The organism is Algoriphagus jejuensis, assembly GCF_039523455.1.
GTDB lineage: Bacteria > Bacteroidota > Bacteroidia > Cytophagales > Cyclobacteriaceae > Algoriphagus > Algoriphagus jejuensis.
In genome coordinates this window covers 87,432-105,112 of the sequence record NZ_BAAAFI010000001.1, presented here as the reverse complement: position 1 = coordinate 105,112, position 17,681 = coordinate 87,432, and the positions used below count along the sequence as shown (strand labels likewise).

Genomic DNA, 17,681 nt, shown 5'->3' with positions numbered 1-17,681 from the left:
ATCGCTGTTGATCTTATCTGCTTTAGCGCAGAACTGGAATAGACAAGTGTCTTCGCTTGAGTTTTTCAAATTAGCCCCTAGCCTTATGAATACTTTACTCGCATTTTGGTTCCTATTTTTGATTTCCTTTTGGAGCCCCGCTCAGGAAAACGAGCAACAGTCCCCCATCCTACTGATCTATGATGCCAGCGGATCGATGTGGGCAGCAATGGAGGGCAAAACGAGAGTTGAAATCGCTCGGGAGGTACTTTCCTCAACCGTCTCAAATCTCCCTGAGTCCCAACAGATCGGCTTGATTGCCTACGGACATCGACAAAAAGGCGACTGCAAGGACGTTGAATATTTGGTCGATCTCAGCAACAGTGATAAGACCGAAGTGATCACGACTATTCAAAAGATTATGCCTTTGGGCATGACTCCATTGGCATATTCAGCAAGCTTGGCTGTGGAAGATTTGAAGAAATCAGGTAAAAAAGCTACCATAATCCTGGTGACCGATGGCATTGAATCCTGTGACGGTGACCTCTGCAAAGTCATCAGCGATGCCAAGGCAACCGGCATAGACTTCAAGCTTCACATTATCGGCTTTGGGTTAAAAGACGAAGAAACAGCTCCGTTAAAATGCGCATCCTTAGCCGGAGACGGCCAATACTTTGACGCAAAAGACACCCAAGGATTGATCGGCTCCCTGGAGCAGGCGACGACCGAGACGGTGGATAGACCTGCTGGCAACTATGGCATTAAGGTCACTTTAAACGGAGAGCCTATTGATGCTTTGGTAACCGCATTTGAAGCCGGTACACAGAATAAGGTCAGCATAAAAAGAACCTATCGCGACAGCGTGTTGGTCGCACTACCCCAGGGAAAACATGATTTGATGATAACCGCTTTGGAGAACACTGACTTGAAGCCAATTCTTATTTCGGATGTGTCCGCAGACCCAAATGCCATCACATACAGGCATGTGAGTTTCGACGGAGGTAAAATGCTATGGACGGTTTCTAATAACGGAGAACTATGGGACGCGAGCGTGACGGTCTTTGAAGCCGGCACCAAAACCGGTGCTGCGGTGGGCAGAACCTACAATAGACCCAAAGAATATGAACTCAGCCCTGGGTTATACGATGTCCGAATTTTAGCCCTTATCATTTCGGGAGAAAAGGAATACCTGGTGAAAAACATCGAAGTTAAACCAGGAGAGACGCTGGAGCTGGCTCACGATTTCAAAACCGGCATAGCCAAAATCGGCGCTGTTCATGGATCTGATTTGGTAGATGCAACGGTTTCGATCAGATTGGCTGCTACCAAGGAGAATGTCGCAGGGATGCGTACCTACACCGCAGCTAGCAGCAACCCCCGGGAGTTTATTCTAACGCCGGGCGATTATGAAGTCACCGTAATCGCCGTCCCAAAAGAATATGCCGGCAAAAAAGAGGTATTTCAAATGAAGATCGTCGCCGGCGAGACCTTTGAAAAAACCATCAATTTCTAGCTATGAATAGATACTTCAAAGGATCCGGTCTCGCCTTCTATCTACTGGTAATACTTGTCACCTTCATATTAGGCACAGCTGTAACTGGGGTATCTGGTGTGGATGACAATCAAGGACTTGCTGGAGGAGCGATTATATTGGGTTATGGCCTAATTACGGCATTTGGAGGATTTATAATCGCCATCTTTATTGTATCGAAAGCGAGCGTTTCCAAGCTCATCACAGCAAACTGGATCATCTTGAGCGTTATCGCAGTGCTGATGACTTTTCTGATTCTGCGCGCCAAATTCAAAACTAAGGAAATTAAACCTGATTCAACAATGCCTCAGAAGCAAACCAAGCCTGCCAGCACCGCAGAGCCAAACGTCAATTTTGAAACATTTTTCAGAGAGCTGATTGAGGAAGCCTGAGAAAACTCTCGCCTACAGGTTCGCATTTTTTCCGTCTTTTGCCTGCGGAAAAAATTACAGACAGTTTCAAAAAAAATCCCGCCGAAGCGGGATTAAGTTATCTGCAATATTTGTTGAGCATTTCCTCAGCACCGGGATAGTCTAAAGTTGCTGCTAGAGTAAAGTCCTCGCAGGCCTTTTTATTTCTTTCCAAAGCAACTTTTAGCATCCCCCTGTTGAAATAAGCCTGCCCAAAATTCTTGTCAATCTGAATTGCATTTCCATACGCTTTAAGCGCGTCTTCTGGCATACCCATTTGATGCAAGGCTCTACCCTTGAGTAAAGATGCCATTGCCGGCGCACCTGGAATCTCTTCTGCCTTTGTTGCGTAGAGCAAAGCGCTCCCGTAGTTTTTACTTTCCAACTGAAGTGTCGCCAGACCCAACAAGACTTGGAAATTTTTAGGATCATTATCCAAAGCCGCCTCAAAGTCAGATTTGGCTTCTTCTAAATTCCCCATTTCCTGAAAAGCCCGTCCTCTGCTATAAAGCATCTTGACGTCTGTAGGCTTAAACTTCAAATCTTCAGTATAAGTCTGAACCGCCAGCTCGAACTCTCCTTTTTCGAAATGTCGATCTGCAGGATTTTTTTTGACTTCAGTACAAGCCCAAAGAGATCCCACCAATACGGGCATCAAAAGAGCTTTAGAAAGTAATTTCATGATTATGTTTTTTAGACTGCTACGTTGTTTTCTCGGAGCGCATCATTGAGTGATGTCTTGAGATCGGTAGAAGCCTTGCGCTGACCGATGATCAAAGCGCAGGGAACTTGGAAAGTTCCAGCTGGGAATTTTTTCGACAATGAACCCGGGATAACCACCGAACGCGGAGGTACAAAACCTTTGTACTCGACCGGCTCAGACCCGGTTACATCGATGATTTTTGAACTCGCTGTCAAAGTTACACCAGCGCCAATGACGGCTTCTTTTCCAATGTGTACTCCTTCTACGATGATCGCCCGCGAACCAACAAATGCCCCGTCTTCCACTATCACAGGTGCAGCCTGAACTGGCTCCAACACTCCTCCGATACCAACACCACCACTCAAATGAACGTTTTTGCCGATCTGCGCACAGGAACCGACAGTAGCCCAAGTGTCAACCATCGTGCCACTGTCCACGAACGCACCTATATTCACATAACTCGGCATCATGACTACGCCTGGTGCCAAATAAGCTCCGTACCGAGCCACAGCATGAGGTACCACGCGAACGCCCTGCTGCGCATAATTGGTCTTGAGTGCCATTTTATCATGGAATTCAAAAGGGCCCACCTCAATGGTTTCCATCTTTTGGATCGGGAAATAAAGGATCACAGCCTTCTTAACCCAATCGTTTACCTTCCAGCTTCCATCTTCGGTTGGCTCGGCGCAACGAAGTTGACCTGCGTCCAATTGCGCGATGATGGATTTGATTGCGCTTTGAGTTTCTGTTTCCTTCAGCATTTCGCGGTTTTCCCATGCTGCTTCGATGATAGTCTTCAGTTCCATTATTTTATTTAGTTTCGACAATGAGTCAGTTTCCGGCCCAAAAGATTCCCGTTCTGATCGCTTCTACACTGAAGCCAATCCGGGATGTTCGGGCGTTTGAAAAGCTTGCGCTTTCACTTGGCGAAACAAATACATACGAGCTTAACATCATAGGCTTTTCTCCGAAAAAGCCCAAATCAGCGCCTGGAATCCGATTTTTTTCTTCTATGAGTCATTTCGATTCACGAATAGATCGACTTCTGGCGCAGGGCAGATTTCTAAAATGTTTGTTTCAGGTTCGTCCGAAAATCCTGATTTGCTGCACCTACGAACTCCTACCGATTGCTTCGTTTTTTAAGTCTATTCTTGGCTACAAATTGGTCTATGATGTCCAGGAAAACTATCGTGCAAACCTGAATTTGAACGCCGAACTTTCTAACAAAGAAAAAGAACGAGCAACAAATCTGATCCGAAAAGCAGAGGCTGTAAGCGGCATCGATTTGTTTCTCCATGCGGAAAAATGCTACGCCCAAGAGATGCCGGAAAAAAAACCTTATGTGATTCTTGAAAATAGGTTTCAGGGAGAGCTCCTAAAAACGAAACCAAAGCGCATTGAGAAAAAGACCAAAATCCGGTTTTGCATCTCCGGCACGATCACTCCTGCGTTTGGTATTTGGGATGCTATCTGCTGGTTTCAGGAGACGCTAAAAATCTATCCCGAATCAGAACTGCTGATCATCGGGCATTGTCCGCTGGAATCCTTTTGGGTAAAACTTACCCAAGTTGCTAAGAACAATCCCCAACTTTTCCTTCACATCGACCGCAAGCCAATGGCGCATGAGGAACTGATGGGTGCGTTGAAGAATGCCGACTTTGCACTTTTACCCTACCAAGCCCATCCGGCTATTATAGCCAAGATGCCGACGAAACTTTTTGAATGCGCCGCTTTGGGCATTCCTATGCTTATCAGTCCCAATCCGATTTGGGAAAAATTTTTGGCAGAATTCGGCGGTGGTTGTTCCGTGAACTTTTCTGACATCTCCCAAGCTGTTGCTCAATTAGCACACGCTCTAGCCCAAACATACTTTATTTCCAAACCTCCAGAAAGTATCCTGTGGGAAACTGAAAAGCTTCATTACCAGCAAGCTATCCGAAATCTTCTATCTTAATTACCGCCGGTTTTCCAGGCTAGGGTGGATAACTGTGAAAACTTATCCACCTCCTCCCCTCTTTTTACACTCATTTCCCCAAAACGGAAACTGGGGATTTCATGCCTTTTCACCTCCCCATACCGACATTGATAACAAACAAGTATCTTATTTACAATACTTTATACGAATTATATCGGTTGTCTAATATTATTTTTAGATTAACCTAAAATCGAAAACACATTTGAAAATGGGTTTTCCACACTCGGTTTAGTTCTGATGAAATTTATTTTTAGCTATATCTAAATATATTTTTATATTTGACTTATTAAAAAATCGTGGCTATGGATTTGACAACGGCAGAAGAGAATTACCTCAAGGCGATCTATCACCTCTCCGATGGCGGAAAGAAAAGTGTCTCCACCAACGACATCGCGGCGGAGATGAAAACCAAGCCGGCGTCCGTCAGCGACATGCTGCGAAAACTGGGAGAGAAAGAAGTAATCGAATACCGGAAATACTACGGACTTCAAATCACAGAATCTGGAAAACGACATGCGCTCCAGACCATCCGTAAGCATAGACTTTGGGAAGTTTTTCTGGTCGAGAAGTTGAACTTTGCCTGGGATGAAGTTCATGAAGTCGCGGAGCAACTGGAGCACATCAATTCCGGCCTATTGATCCAGCGGCTGGACTCCTACCTGAATTATCCCAAATTTGACCCGCATGGCGACCCGATTCCAGATGAATTTGGAGATGTGAGAGCAAGGCCACGCGTTCAGTTAAACGAAATGGACATCGACCAGTCCGGACAGATAGTCGCCGTGAAAGACAGCTCAGCGGCTTTCCTTCGTTACCTAGACAAAGTCGGAGCCTACATCGGTGCCAGGATCAAAGTCTTGGACAAAGTAGAATTTGACGGTTCGCTAGAGATCCTGGTAGATCAGAAAAAAACGCTCTTTATGTCCAAGGATGTCGCAGGCAACATTCTAGTCCAACAGTCATGAGGTCGTTTATTATTCTTTTTCTGCTTTGCACTGTGCTCTTTGCCTGCAAATCGGACTCGAAGTCCGAAAGGCTGAAACCGAGGATTGTCGCCACCACCAGCATTTTGGCCGATGGTATACGCAATCTTGTCGGGGATCAGGCCGAAGTCGTCGCCTTGATGCCTGCTGGAGTCGATCCTCACCTATATAAAGCATCCGTCAGAGACCTGGACTTGCTGACCAATGCAGACTTGGTAATTTACCACGGCCTGTACCTGGAGGGAAAAATGACCGAAATTTTTGAAAAATTGGCTCATAGTCAAACACTGATCAACATCGCAGATGGACTGCCCCAAGAACTACTTCTACGATCCGGACCGGAAAGTCATAGCGTCGATCCGCACATCTGGTTTGATGTTAACCTGTGGTCAAAAGCAATGGAGTTCGCAACGACTGAAATTATCAAATGGAAACCTGAATGGAAGTCAAGCCTTGAATTGAATTCAGAAAACTACCTGCAACAACTTGGTAGTCTGGACGCCGAAGTTAGAACAAAGGTCAATGAACTCCGGTCAGCAGGTCAGGTTTTGGTGACAGCACATGACGCCTTTGCGTATTTTGGAAAAGCTTATCGACTTCCGGTCAAATCTCTTCAGGGACTTTCCACGCTCAGCGAACCCGGCCTCCGCGACTTGACCGAATTGATCCAGATTGTCGAAGAAAATAACGTCAAAGCAATTTTTGCGGAGCAGACCATCTCTCCCAAAGCCATCCGAGCAGTAGCAGCCGGAGCCGCCGAGCGAAATCACAAAGTCAAACTCGCCGGCCCACTCTACACCGACAGCCTCGACGCGGAGGGCACTCCGGCCGGCACCTACATCGGGATGGTGCAAACTAACCTACAAGTCATCTACGAAAACCTATTGCCATGATCACTCAAGTAGAAAATGCGATTCTTGAAATTCACGACCTTACGGTCAGCTATGATCAAAATCCCGTGCTGTGGAATGTAGACCTGAGTTTACCGGCAGGAAATCTGGTCGGCATCTTGGGACCCAATGGCGCTGGAAAATCCACGCTGATCAAAGCCATCATGGGTCTGATCACTCCGACTTCAGGCTATGTGAAGGTTTTCGACAAACCGTTAAATGATGTCCGTGCACGCATCAGCTACGTGCCGCAGCGGGAATCAGTCGACTGGAATTTCCCCGCTTCGGTCTTGGATGTGGTCATGATGGGCACTTACGGGAAGTTGGGCCTGTTTCGCCGTCCCGGTAAAAGAGAAAAAACGCTGGCTATGAAATGTCTGGATCAGGTCGGTATGAGCGGATTTGTAGACAGACAGATTTCGCAGCTTTCGGGAGGACAGCAACAGCGAGTCTTCATCGCACGGGCTTTGGCGCAAGAGGCGGATCTGTACCTGATGGATGAACCTTTTGCCGGGGTCGACATGGCGACCGAAACTGCAATTTTCCAGCTGCTTCAAGAAATGACTGCCGCAGGCAAAACGGTCATCGTCGTCCATCATGACATCCACTCCGCCATGAATTTCTTCGATTGGCTGATTATGCTCAACCTGCACCTGGTGGCTTCCGGACCAAAGGAAACCGTGATGAACGAAGAGATGCTCCGCAAAACCTACGGCGGCAAGCTGAATCTCCTCACCCGTGTGACCGACCTGATCCGGCAAAAAGACTTCAATCCATTGAAAAACTGATATGGAAGATTTTGTATACTTCTTCACCTTTCAGGATCCCTCCATCGCTTGGGTGGTATTGGGCATCACGCTTTTGGGAGTTGGATCGGCCTATGTAGGCACGTTTTCTTTTTTGGACAAAAAGGCACTCTTGGGTGACGCCATCTCCCATGCAGTCCTGCCGGGGATTTGTGTGGGGTTTATTTTGGCGGGAGAAAAAAATCCCGTTTACATCGTCACCGGGGCATTTCTGTCAGGAGCAATGGCAACCTTTATGAGTTCTTGGTTGAAACGAAACACCAAACTCAGCGACGACACGATCATTGCTACGATCCTTTCCGTGTTTTTCGGAGTTGGGATCGTGCTGCTCACTGCCCTTCAAAAATCCGGAAACCCCGAAGTAGCAGGTCTGAATTCCTTCATCTTCGGAAATGCCATCGGGATTTCGGAAAATGATCTCATGCTTTACGGAGGGCTTTCATTGGCGATTATCTTGGTACTGACCCTTGCACTGAAGGAATTCAGACTGATGGTCTTCGATCCGGAGTATGGCAAAGCAATAGGTTTTCCGATGAAATCGATCTCCTTCCTATTTAATGTGTTGATGATCTTGGCGGTCGTGATCGGAATCCAAGCCATCGGCGTAGTGCTGATGGCGGCCTTGTTGATCACGCCGGGTGCGGCAGCGAGGTTTTGGACCGATCGGCTAAATCCGCTCTTGATTTTGGCAGCGATTTTTTCGGTGCTTTCAGGTATCCTGGGCACCTACGTTTCTTTTGTGATTCCGCAGATGCCCACCGGGCCTTGGGTGGTTGTTTTTCTCTCTGCTTTTGCGCTGATTTCGTTCTTAATTTCTCCAAAAAGCGGGATTATCTTCCGATACTTTGCCCGTAAAAAATACCTGCGAAAAACCCACCGAGACCACTTGATGAAGGCCTTGTACAAAGCAAGCGAACAAGGCAAGCCGAGACTCAGTATAGAAGAAATCTATGAGCTCTATCCCTTCCAAAAGGCTGAAACAGACCATGCTATCTCTGATTTAGTCAAAGATAATTTTATATCTAGAAATCAATCACTTATAGCACTGACAGAAACCGGGGTCTCCGACTCGATGCGGATCGTCCGACTTCACCGACTTTGGGAATTGTACCTCAATGAGTCCATGAATATTGCCCCAGATCACGTGCATGATTCGGCCGAGCAGCTGGAGCATTTGATCACTCCGGAGCTGGAAGCCTTGCTGGAGCAGCGCCTCAACTTCCCTATTCTTGACCCGCATCATGAACCGATTCCCAGACCTGACAAGCAATGACCAGCTATTCGCCCACCCAAACTCTACATCTTGACTCTCGACTCTCAGTTCTCAATTCTTGCTACTTGATACTCGCTACTACTAGATACTCTACAAAATGGCTTTCGACACCAACGCATTTTTGATCATTTTCACAGGCTCGCTGATCGCTATTTCCTGTGGATTTTTGGGCGTCTTCATGATGCTTCGCAAGATGTCGATGACGGGAGACGCGATTTCCCATGCGGTTCTTCCAGGAATCGTGATCGGTTTCTTTGTTTCTGGCAGTCAGCGGAGCCTGGAAGTGATCATCGGTGCCGGGCTGTTGGGGATCTTGGCAACCTTGATGATAGACTGGCTGCGCAAAAGAGCCCGTGTGCAGCTCGACGCTTCAATCGGAATCACCTTTACGTTGCTTTTCGCCATCGGCATTATCCTGATCAATCTCCTCGCCTACAAAGTCGATCTCGATCAGGAATGTGTCCTGTATGGCGAAATTGCCTACCTGCCGATCGACAGCTGGATCACCAAAAACGGGATGAATCTTGGCCCAAGAATCACCTGGCTGGCCGGCTTGAATTTTCTTTTTGTCGTCGGTTTTATCTATCTATTATTTAAGGAGTTGATTCTAACCAGCTTCGACGAAAACTTCAGCTCGGTGATGGGCATTCCGTCAAAGGGAGTCAACCTCGCTTTAATGAGCATTGTGTCCTATACCACCGTCAGCAGTTTCGAATCGGTTGGCGCGATCCTGGTCGTGGCACTTTTGGTGGTGCCTCCGGCCACGGCATTTCTTTGGACAAAAAGCCTGATGCCGCTCCTGAAACTCACCGCGATATTGGGAGTTTCAATTGCCCTTTTCGGTTACTATCTTGCCTATTGGATCGACAGTTCGATTGCCGGGATGATGGTGACAGTAGCAGGGTTTTTCTTTTTGATTAGCGCCCTGATTCACAGCAAAAAGCCTGCTTGGCTTAAAGGAACTTCCTCAAGTAATCCACCGTTGGAGTTTGAATGATTAGGAATATGAAATATCTGTTGTTGCTCGGTTTGGTGAGTTTGCTGAGTTTTGGTGCCAAAGCCCAGGATCAAATCGAATGGATGAAATTTGAGGAAGCGGTCGCAGCCAACACTCAAAACCCAAAAATGCTGATTATAGATGTATACACCGATTGGTGTGGCTGGTGCAAAAAAATGGATAAGGAAACGTTTACCGATCCGGAAGTCATCGCATACATAAACAAAAGTTTCTATGCGGTCAAGCTCAATGCGGAAGACACCAAGCGAAGCTTTGAATTTATGGGAAAAACGTACAACGAAGCCCAAATGGCCGCTGCAATGCGAGTAAACTCCTACCCCAACTTTGTCGTGATCGAACCCAAACTTCAGAATATCGCCCAGCTTCCGGGCTATCGCCAGCCGGATGAATTTATTGACGGCGTAAATGACCTCATCGACAAAGCTTTTAAACAAAGGAAATGAGTTTTTCGGTTTCTGAGCAAAACGATACCATCATCGCGTTGGCCACTCCACAGGGTGTGGGCGCAATTGCAGTCATCCGACTATCCGGAAAAGATGCTATCCGGCTCACCAATGACGTGTTTTTCGGTAAAAACCTGGAAAATCAGGCTTCCCACACCATACACTTTGGGACAATAAGAGATGGGAAAAAGATCATTGATGAGGTTTTGGTTTCCATCTTCATCGCCCCAAAATCTTTTACCAAGGAAAATGTGGTGGAAATCTCCACTCACGGCTCGTCCTATATCGTTAACCAAGTTATCAAACTCTTCCTCCGCAAGGGCGCGCGTCCGGCAAAGCCCGGAGAATTCACTCAGCGCGCATTCCTAAACGGTCAGTTCGATCTAGCGCAAGCAGAGGCCGTTGCAGATTTGATTCACGCCGATTCGGAAACATCCCATCAAGCTGCTTTGAGTCAGATGCGTGGAGGATTCAGTTCTCAGATCCAACAACTTCGCTCCCGTCTGATCCATTTTGCTTCCATGATTGAGCTGGAATTGGATTTCAGCGAGGAGGACGTAGAATTTGCCAGTCGAACCGAGTTGCGGGAATTGGTGGAGCGCTTGCTGCGTGTCGTAGAAGAGCTGATTCTAAGTTTTGATCTGGGAAATGTGATCAAAAATGGTGTTCCGACCGTCATCGCCGGTAAGCCAAATGCCGGAAAGTCCACCCTGCTCAACGCTTTGCTCAACGAGGAAAAAGCCATTGTCTCCGAGATCGCAGGAACCACCCGTGACTTTATCGAGGACGAAATCAACATCGGCGGGGTGATCTTCCGCTTCATCGATACTGCAGGACTCCGCGAAACTACCGATACCATCGAAGCCATAGGGGTCAGTCGAACTCAGGAAAAGATGAAGACCGCTTCCTTGATCCTGTACCTCTTCGACCTCACCGATACCGACTTGGTTGAAATCAATCGGGACGTAAACAAGCTCGAAAACCAGGGCGTTCCTTTTCTGAAAGTTGCGAATAAGATAGACAAGGCTAATTCATTACTTATTAACGAGTTAAATAAAAAACATCCAGACACAATCTTTATCTCTGCAGGGCAAAAAGACAACCTGGAAGAACTCAAATCCCGCATTCTTGTGCTTGTGAATTTGGATAAATTCCGGACAGGAAATACCGTTGTCACCAACATCCGTCACTACGACTCCTTGGTCAAAACCCGGGAGTCTTTGCTGGACATTCTCACCGGTTTAGACAACGAAGTCACCAATGACTTTGTCGCCATGGACATCCGCCGCTCCCTTCACTTCCTCGGTGAGATCACCGGAGAGATCACGACAGATGATCTGCTGGAGAACATCTTTAGGAATTTTTGTATCGGGAAGTAACTTAATCACTGACAATTTTTTGTCAGCATTTTTTCGCTGTTTGAGATTTGCAATCTCGAAATACCTATTATAGGATTTAGAATCCGCCCTATCTCAGCTGCTTGAGAATCCTAAGCGAAATCTACCACTAACTTTAGTACCCTACCTATCATACTCAGCCCGATAAAAAACATCCTGCAATGCGGGTCGAATATTCAGGTTGTACAAATTTTGGTGGTCTCTGGAGGGATAAACCCGGTTAGATAGAAATATATAAGTGAGCTTTTTGACGGGATCGGCCCAGACGAAAGTCCCCGTAAAACCGGAATGGCCAAAACTTTCAGGGCTTGCCAAAGGGGATGGATAGGCTTCTGCCAAAGGAAGTTCGGAATTATTGAAATAAGGCTTGTCAAAACCTAGCCCGCGACGGTTCTCGTTTTCACGAAATTGCACGGCAGTAAACTCTTTCACGGTTTCGGCTGAAATGAGCTGCCATCCATCTACCCTGCCATAATTTTGAAACAAGAGCATCAATTTGGCCAAGTCATCCGCCGTCCCAAACAAGCCTGCATTACCCGAAATCCCACCTTTTAGCGCAGCGTTTTCGTCGTGCACCCATCCGCTCACCAAGGTTTTCCGAAAGAGAGAATCCACTTCTGTGGGCACAATGTTGTTTTCATAACCTTTCCCCTCAGGTAGATATCCCAAGGTATTTGCACCTATGGGTTTATAAAAATTTTCCTCCAGATAGGTCTGATAGTCGGCCCCTGTTATCTGCTCGATCAAATTGGGAAAAATCAAAAAAGTAAGCCCCGAATACAGATACTTCTTTTCCTCCGAGACTTTAGATCGGTTAATGATTCGGTTCATCTTGCGTTCGAAACGATGGTTAATATAAAGCCCGTCATATACCTGTCCTTGAAATCGTTTGTCGCTTGACTGGTGCACAAATCTTCTTTTGACATTACCATTTTCCCGAAGTATTTCATTCAAAAACACAATGTAGGGGACTAAACCAGCCTGATGTGCCAAAATCTCCCGGAGCGTGAGCTCCCTTTTGTCCTTTTGTTTCCTCCATGGTTTCCAATAGTTGCTGAAAGGTTGGTCCAGATCAAGTTTTCCCTCATCCACCAACTTCATTAAAGCGGGTAAAGGACCGGCGATCTTGGTCACCGAGGCTAAATCATATAAGTCGTTCAATCCAACAGCTTGGATGCTGTCGTAGGTATGATAGCCGTAGGCGTTGTGAAAAATAACCGTATCGTTCTTTGTTACCAATACTTGCGCTCCTGGAAAAGCCAAGCTGTCGATTCCCATTTTCATGATCGAATCCACCTGTTGGTTGATAAATACTTCGTCAAACCCCAATTCGGCAGGTCTGGCATGGATCAGTACCCGCTGAGCAAATCCAAGGTGGATCGCTGAAATCAGGATAAAAAACGAAAAAACTGACTTTTTCATTGGGATTGAGTTTTGTTCATCAATAGGTGAAAATCTTAAAAAAACAATGGGTTAAAGAATCAGTAGTCTGATTGATTGTCAATTGGTGAAGGAAGTGTTCTTTGTAAATTATAAAAAACCACGCAATGCTTGGCCAACAAAGGAAATACGCTGGCCAGCAAAACTGAAATTCCCAAGCTCAGTATCATCATCTCAGATGGCTAACCGACTCAAATCCGCCCTTTCCAGAACTGGTTTGTTTTGAAAACGACTATTCTGGATCTATATAATCTCCGGCAACCGGGTAACTCTCGGTAGTTCTCCTGTCCGGGAATTCTAACCAGTTCAAATCGCCTACCAATACAGTCAACAGTTCCCTATTCCGGCACCAGTACTTTCCATGAAAGGTGGATTTTACAGTCCTACATAATTTTTGTACATTATTTCATCAGATGATCAGACTAATTCAACAATTAAACTACTGAGCGATGGACAAACTGGAAAAACTGGAAATGATGGATAAGATCCTAAGGGAACTTGAAGATTTGAGAAACAGCCAAACCTCCGTGATGAAAAAAGTCTCTAAGATCGAGGCAGACAACATCAACTTAGGAGTCGAAATTCTGGAAAAAAAACTGGTTGACATATTTGTAGCGGTAGACAGCAACCTTACCCTTGTCTCCTCTCTGGAAGAAGAATTCCAAGCCTACCGGGACAAATTCTACACTGACAACAACATCGCTGCGTTACAGGAACCCCGGGAATAGAGGAGTCTTTCCACAGCAGGAATTCAAAAAACGAGTATCTGCGCTGGCGACTAGACAACTCCAGTTCGCCTTGCTATGCAGTAATTACTACTAGCCGGCTCTTATCTGGCAACCCTTCCGAGTACTCTTCTCTAGGGAGAAAAAGTCCGATTGAAAGAATTTTCCACTTCATACAAACTTATCCCCTACCATTTCAATCTTAAACTCAGTGTTTGACAGCCTGATTCGAACTGGAAAACGACTTAAAGTTTATACAAAAAAATAGGCCAGTCTGCCTTCCATTAAGCAAACTGGACCTTTCTATTTTTAAATCAATCTTACACCAGCTTCATTCCTACAGGATCCCATAGAATTGGTTTTTCCTGTGCAATACTGAGGTTACAAGCTAGTGATGGAGCAGCAGCTCTCAGTCCAAACTCTGCATCTTCCAAAATTGGGGAGCCTGTTCTCACGCCGTTGAAGAAGGTAACCATGTGGTCTACGCGATCATCATAGCCTTTAGGCGCTTCAAATTTGGTAGGCTCATTTTTGGTATAACCCCCACCCTTTTCAGACCCATAGGTCGCTACGTACCACTTTTGAAATTCTTTCTTTTGCTCGGCTGAAAAACTGGTGTAGGAATCATATCCGCCAAATCCCGGCGCCGCTTCCCGTTTGAGCGTTTGAACCGTGAAGTCATTCCAACCTATGGTGATTACACCGTTTGTTCCGACGAGCTTCAGTCCAAATTCTCCTTTTCCTTCCCCGTCACAGAGATTTACCCGGGTCGTTACTTGAAAGGAATCATGCTGTTCAGTCTTAGGATAAGTCATCAGGGCATTGATCACATCATAGGCGTCCCGCCCATCCTTCCAATATTTTAAATCCCCGGCGCTGAAGATTTTATTTGGGCCTTTGGAGTCGGTCAGGGTATGAACGGTCGTTAGCAAGTGGACGATCAAATCACCAGCCGCCCCAGTTCCATAGTCGCTGTAGTTTCTCCAGCGGAAAAATCGGGCTGCATCGAAAGGGATTTTGGGTGCATATCCAAGAAAGGTGTCAAAGTCTACTGTGTCCGGACTGGCATCGGTGGGAATGGAATAATTCCAGGCTCCATTGGCCGTGGTTCTGTCGCAATACGCGGACACAAAGGTCAAATCCCCTATCACACCGGATTGCAGCACTTTTTTCGCTTCTAGCACAGCCACAGAGCTCGCCCGCTGACTGCCCACCTGCAGCACTTTTCCAGTTGCCTTTTGCGTATCAATGATCGCCCGCCCGTCTTCGATTCGCTGCACCATCGGTTTTTCACAATAGACATGCTTGCCAGCTTTCATCGCATCGATGGCAATACGCTGATGCCAGTGATCTGGCGTACATACCAACACGGCATCGATATCCGGTCTGGCCAGAACCTCCCTGTAATCTCGGGTCGTGAACAGATCTGTTCCGTATTTTTCCTTGACGTATTCCAGCCTTCCGGTGTACAGATCGCAAGCTGCGACTAACTCTACTCCGTCAATGGTCAGGGCAGCATCGGTGTCGTAGTGCCCGATAATCCCCGCTCCGATCAGACCAATTCTAATCTTGTCATTTGCCTGGGACTTCAATTCTGACTTTAACAGAATGGTTTTTGCGGAAGCGGTGCCTACTAGGCCTGCACCGACTGATGCCAAAGCGAGGCTTCCACCCGCTTTTTTGAGAAATTCTCTGCGCTGATTTTTCATGGTTAGTAAGTTTGATTTATATGTTTTTTCATTGACTATATGCTCATTGTATTTCGAGGATACAATGCTTTTTGTAGTTATTTGAAAAACGAAAACAGCCTTTCTGGAGTCTTAGTGAATATATTTTGGACGAATTCATCCAAGTCCTTTTCCTGCATAAATCCCGGAATCGTCTCGATCAGATAGCTCAAACCCGGGCTTCCTCCATAGCTTTTCCAATAGGAATTTTTGGCCATGTCCATGCCCATGGTGATTTGATCAGGATAGTCCCGAATCAGGGATTCGATCAGTTTCAGGGTGTGATTGGGCTCGTCTTTTTTCCAGCGGAAAGCAGAATCATACTCCACACTTACGCCCACATCCAGAACAGCTCGATTGTAATCCACGTCTTTTGCGCGATCCACATGAGAGAGGACGACATGATCCAACTTCGCTCCCAGCTTCGCAAAAAGCTTCGCCTGCTCCAAGGCGTGCCTCCCAAAATTAGTATGGGTCAAGATCGGCGCTCCGGTCGCCAAATGCGCATTGACTACTGCCCGGAAGATCTTCTCTTGATGAGGCGTGAACGTTTCATCGCCCGTAGCCAATTTGATCAAACCGGCTTTGTGCTCCGTTCGTTTCACAATCGGCGCAGCATAGTCAAACTGATCTATCCCGTCCTCAATATCCGCCACAAACAAATCGGTCAACTGATCCTCCGTATAAGTGTATCGCCAATGGTTCGCGGGATAATAAATCTCCAGATGGATCCCCGTCGGCGCGATGATTTGTACGCCGCTATTGCGACTCACGTCCGCAAGTTTCAGCGGATTTCTACCGCAGTTGGCGGGCATGGTATCGACCACCGTCCTGCCACCCAACGCATAAAATTCGGACAACTCAGTAGTGATTTTCTCGCCATCATTTAATAAAAACTCAGGGTGAGCGGCCGTAGGGTAACTGTCCTCAATGACAATGTGCTCATGGGAATAGGTGAAGCCCATTTGCTCGGAATCCACGTCGCCCAAAATCGATCTGAAGAATTGATTTTTCATACGCCTAATTATTTCCCCAACCGTTCCTAGATGTGTCTGCTACTATGGAGGGAAGCTCCAAGACGGCTCCCACCTCCAGCAACGTAGTTTGCAAATCCGCTATCGCAACACTCTTTGCATCGCAATCTCTTACCAGCGACTGCACCGCCGCAAAGCCTGCCGCCTGCCCCATGCTCATGGTCTGCGCCATGGATCTGCAGGAAGCATGCGCATCGTGAGTTGCTGAAAAACAACGCCCAACCACCCAAGTGTTCAAGCTTTGCTGAGGAATCAAAGTACGATACGGAACGCCATAACTTCCGCCGTTTGGCACGTACTGCCAGAACGTTTCCGAGCTTCCATCTGCACCTTTTCGGTGATCCTCGATAGGGGCTCCGCAAAGAAAAATCTGATCTTCAAATTGCTTTGCTTCCATGCAATCTTCCTTGGTCAGACGATATTCCCCAAAGACTCTTCTCGTCTCACGCACACCGATTTGGTGGGAAAGGCCGATGATCTTGGAGTCCTCATAGCCCGGCACTTCCGCGCGGAAAAAGTCCTCGAAAATAAATGCCTGCTTCCTCCCCTCTATCTCCGCAGCGGTAATTCCGGCCGGATCGAGTGGGTCAAAATCCGCTACCTTCACCGCCACCGTGGAGATACATTTTGCCTGACACATTTCGTGGGCTGAACCTTCCTTGCGCGGCAAAGGGTGAGAGCCGGAATCATAGGCCTCGCCCATTTTGGCTTGTAGCATCTTCTTGCCTCCGGCTTTTTCAAACGCATCCAAGTCCACATTGGACATGCGAAAAGTCGTGGTCATACTCTGTGCCGGTTCGCTTTCTCCCGCCTTTTCGTAAGGCAAACCTGCCCAATGGCAATAGTCCGCATCTCCGGAAGCATCGACCACGCGCTTGGCGGTGATGGTAAAAAAGCCGATTCCCTTGTGGAAAAATACGCAAACTGACACTTCACCCGTCTTTTCCACACCGACCAAGGTACTATGATAAAGTAGCTGAACGCCTTGCTTTAGCAGCAAGCGATCCCAAATTTCCTTCAGCTTTTCAGGATTGTAGTTCACGCCAGTTCCAGCTCCGTAGGTATTGGGTCTTAGAAAAATATCGCCGCTCTTGTTCAATTCATTCACGACCAAATCTGGCAATCCACCGACGATTTTCCGGGGGCTTTCTGAGGGTGTGAAAAATCCGTAAAACGTGTCCAACATCTGAGTCGAAGTTCCTCCCGCAAATCCATATCGCTCCACCAGCGTGACTTTATACTTTCCCTGCGCTGCGGCAATTGCAGCGATCGAACCCGCACTGCCACTGCCGATCACAAGGATATCGGTCTGATAGTTCCGCGAGATTGAAGTTGAAAATCCCATGC

At 46.9% G+C, this 17,681-nt stretch carries 17 protein-coding genes; 11 read left to right on the top strand and 6 right to left on the bottom strand.

What is annotated here, in order from left to right; genetic code table 11:
• The first annotated feature begins 85 nt into the window (after positions 1–85).
• A complete protein-coding gene (locus ABD031_RS00405) occupies positions 86–1,492 on the top strand; it encodes a vWA domain-containing protein (RefSeq protein WP_343847802.1) in 1,407 nt (468 codons plus the stop codon).
• A 2-nt stretch (positions 1,493–1,494) separates the two neighbouring features.
• Positions 1,495–1,902, top strand: coding sequence for a hypothetical protein (locus ABD031_RS00400; protein WP_343847801.1), 408 nt, complete (start codon positions 1,495–1,497; stop codon positions 1,900–1,902).
• Positions 1,903–1,999: 97 nt separating this feature from the next.
• Here ABD031_RS00400 and ABD031_RS00395 read toward each other — a convergent pair whose 3' ends face one another.
• Together ABD031_RS00395 and ABD031_RS00390 are read right to left on the bottom strand one after the other, a co-directional pair.
• Complete coding sequence (locus ABD031_RS00395; RefSeq protein ID WP_343847799.1) at positions 2,000–2,602, bottom strand: tetratricopeptide repeat protein; 603 nt, start codon at positions 2,600–2,602, stop codon at positions 2,000–2,002.
• Positions 2,603–2,613: 11 nt separating this feature from the next.
• Positions 2,614–3,429, bottom strand: coding sequence for a 2,3,4,5-tetrahydropyridine-2,6-dicarboxylate N-succinyltransferase (locus ABD031_RS00390; RefSeq protein WP_343847798.1), 816 nt, complete (start codon positions 3,427–3,429; stop codon positions 2,614–2,616).
• A 20-nt stretch (positions 3,430–3,449) separates the two neighbouring features.
• Between ABD031_RS00390 and ABD031_RS00385 the strand changes: the two genes are divergently transcribed.
• The 8 genes from ABD031_RS00385 to mnmE all read left to right on the top strand — a co-directional run bounded on the left by ABD031_RS00385 (position 3,450) and on the right by mnmE (position 11,390).
• Positions 3,450–4,577 (top strand): glycosyltransferase family protein, encoded by a 1,128-nt coding sequence (locus ABD031_RS00385; RefSeq protein WP_343847797.1) that lies wholly within the window; start codon positions 3,450–3,452, stop codon positions 4,575–4,577.
• Positions 4,578–4,900: 323 nt separating this feature from the next.
• A complete protein-coding gene (locus ABD031_RS00380) occupies positions 4,901–5,563 on the top strand; it encodes a metal-dependent transcriptional regulator (RefSeq protein WP_343847796.1) in 663 nt (220 codons plus the stop codon).
• Complete coding sequence (locus ABD031_RS00375) at positions 5,560–6,474, top strand: metal ABC transporter solute-binding protein, Zn/Mn family (RefSeq protein WP_343847795.1); 915 nt, start codon at positions 5,560–5,562, stop codon at positions 6,472–6,474. The genes ABD031_RS00380 and ABD031_RS00375 overlap by 4 nt, the downstream gene beginning before the upstream one ends.
• Positions 6,471–7,259: a metal ABC transporter ATP-binding protein gene (locus ABD031_RS00370; RefSeq protein WP_343847794.1), complete on the top strand. Its 789-nt coding sequence runs from the start codon at positions 6,471–6,473 to the stop codon at positions 7,257–7,259. The genes ABD031_RS00375 and ABD031_RS00370 overlap by 4 nt, the downstream gene beginning before the upstream one ends.
• A 1-nt stretch (position 7,260) precedes the next feature.
• Positions 7,261–8,550 (top strand): metal ABC transporter permease, encoded by a 1,290-nt coding sequence (locus tag ABD031_RS00365; protein WP_343847793.1) that lies wholly within the window; start codon positions 7,261–7,263, stop codon positions 8,548–8,550.
• 97 nt (positions 8,551–8,647) lie between these two features.
• Positions 8,648–9,547, top strand: coding sequence for a metal ABC transporter permease (locus tag ABD031_RS00360; protein ID WP_343847792.1), 900 nt, complete (start codon positions 8,648–8,650; stop codon positions 9,545–9,547).
• 8 nt (positions 9,548–9,555) lie between these two features.
• Positions 9,556–10,011, top strand: coding sequence for a thioredoxin family protein (locus ABD031_RS00355; RefSeq protein WP_343847791.1), 456 nt, complete (start codon positions 9,556–9,558; stop codon positions 10,009–10,011).
• Positions 10,008–11,390 (top strand): tRNA uridine-5-carboxymethylaminomethyl(34) synthesis GTPase MnmE, encoded by a 1,383-nt coding sequence (mnmE, locus tag ABD031_RS00350; protein ID WP_343847790.1) that lies wholly within the window; start codon positions 10,008–10,010, stop codon positions 11,388–11,390. Before ABD031_RS00355 ends, mnmE begins: the two co-directional genes overlap by 4 nt.
• Positions 11,391–11,531: 141 nt before the next feature.
• Here the strand turns inward: mnmE and ABD031_RS00345 are convergent, their stop codons facing one another.
• Positions 11,532–12,830 (bottom strand): serine hydrolase domain-containing protein, encoded by a 1,299-nt coding sequence (locus ABD031_RS00345; protein ID WP_343847789.1) that lies wholly within the window; start codon positions 12,828–12,830, stop codon positions 11,532–11,534.
• Positions 12,831–13,297: 467 nt separating this feature from the next.
• Between ABD031_RS00345 and ABD031_RS00340 the strand changes: the two genes are divergently transcribed.
• On the top strand, positions 13,298–13,576 hold the full coding sequence (locus tag ABD031_RS00340) for a hypothetical protein (protein WP_343847788.1): 279 nt from the start codon (positions 13,298–13,300) through the stop codon (positions 13,574–13,576).
• Positions 13,577–13,893: 317 nt separating this feature from the next.
• On the opposite strand, the gene ABD031_RS00335 is transcribed toward ABD031_RS00340, so the two are convergent.
• The 3 genes from ABD031_RS00335 to ABD031_RS00325 form a co-directional block, all read right to left on the bottom strand.
• Positions 13,894–15,282, bottom strand: coding sequence for a Gfo/Idh/MocA family protein (locus tag ABD031_RS00335; RefSeq protein ID WP_343847787.1), 1,389 nt, complete (start codon positions 15,280–15,282; stop codon positions 13,894–13,896).
• A 77-nt stretch (positions 15,283–15,359) separates the two neighbouring features.
• Positions 15,360–16,316 (bottom strand): phosphotriesterase family protein, encoded by a 957-nt coding sequence (locus ABD031_RS00330; RefSeq protein ID WP_343847786.1) that lies wholly within the window; start codon positions 16,314–16,316, stop codon positions 15,360–15,362.
• Between the two features lie 4 nt (positions 16,317–16,320).
• The gene (locus ABD031_RS00325; RefSeq protein WP_343847785.1) at positions 16,321–17,679 is read right to left on the bottom strand and encodes an FAD-dependent oxidoreductase; all 1,359 of its coding nucleotides are present in this window, start codon (positions 17,677–17,679) and stop codon (positions 16,321–16,323) included.
• Positions 17,680–17,681: the final 2 nt, after the last annotated feature.

What these genes read in the sequence shown, in the direction of transcription:
- ABD031_RS00405 (WP_343847802.1), top strand. Translation starts at nt 86, where the DNA reads ATGAATACTTTACTCGCATTTTGGTTCCTATTTTTGATTTCCTTTTGG.
- ABD031_RS00400 (WP_343847801.1), top strand. Translation starts at nt 1,495, where the DNA reads ATGAATAGATACTTCAAAGGATCCGGTCTCGCCTTCTATCTACTGGTA.
- ABD031_RS00395 (WP_343847799.1), bottom strand. Translation starts at nt 2,602, where the DNA reads ATGAAATTACTTTCTAAAGCTCTTTTGATGCCCGTATTGGTGGGATCT.
- ABD031_RS00390 (WP_343847798.1), bottom strand. Translation starts at nt 3,429, where the DNA reads ATGGAACTGAAGACTATCATCGAAGCAGCATGGGAAAACCGCGAAATG.
- ABD031_RS00385 (WP_343847797.1), top strand. Translation starts at nt 3,450, where the DNA reads ATGAGTCAGTTTCCGGCCCAAAAGATTCCCGTTCTGATCGCTTCTACA.
- ABD031_RS00380 (WP_343847796.1), top strand. Translation starts at nt 4,901, where the DNA reads ATGGATTTGACAACGGCAGAAGAGAATTACCTCAAGGCGATCTATCAC.
- ABD031_RS00375 (WP_343847795.1), top strand. Translation starts at nt 5,560, where the DNA reads ATGAGGTCGTTTATTATTCTTTTTCTGCTTTGCACTGTGCTCTTTGCC.
- ABD031_RS00370 (WP_343847794.1), top strand. Translation starts at nt 6,471, where the DNA reads ATGATCACTCAAGTAGAAAATGCGATTCTTGAAATTCACGACCTTACG.
- ABD031_RS00365 (WP_343847793.1), top strand. Translation starts at nt 7,261, where the DNA reads ATGGAAGATTTTGTATACTTCTTCACCTTTCAGGATCCCTCCATCGCT.
- ABD031_RS00360 (WP_343847792.1), top strand. Translation starts at nt 8,648, where the DNA reads ATGGCTTTCGACACCAACGCATTTTTGATCATTTTCACAGGCTCGCTG.
- ABD031_RS00355 (WP_343847791.1), top strand. Translation starts at nt 9,556, where the DNA reads ATGAAATATCTGTTGTTGCTCGGTTTGGTGAGTTTGCTGAGTTTTGGT.
- mnmE (WP_343847790.1), top strand. Translation starts at nt 10,008, where the DNA reads ATGAGTTTTTCGGTTTCTGAGCAAAACGATACCATCATCGCGTTGGCC.
- ABD031_RS00345 (WP_343847789.1), bottom strand. Translation starts at nt 12,830, where the DNA reads ATGAAAAAGTCAGTTTTTTCGTTTTTTATCCTGATTTCAGCGATCCAC.
- ABD031_RS00340 (WP_343847788.1), top strand. Translation starts at nt 13,298, where the DNA reads ATGGACAAACTGGAAAAACTGGAAATGATGGATAAGATCCTAAGGGAA.
- ABD031_RS00335 (WP_343847787.1), bottom strand. Translation starts at nt 15,282, where the DNA reads ATGAAAAATCAGCGCAGAGAATTTCTCAAAAAAGCGGGTGGAAGCCTC.
- ABD031_RS00330 (WP_343847786.1), bottom strand. Translation starts at nt 16,316, where the DNA reads ATGAAAAATCAATTCTTCAGATCGATTTTGGGCGACGTGGATTCCGAG.
- ABD031_RS00325 (WP_343847785.1), bottom strand. Translation starts at nt 17,679, where the DNA reads ATGGGATTTTCAACTTCAATCTCGCGGAACTATCAGACCGATATCCTT.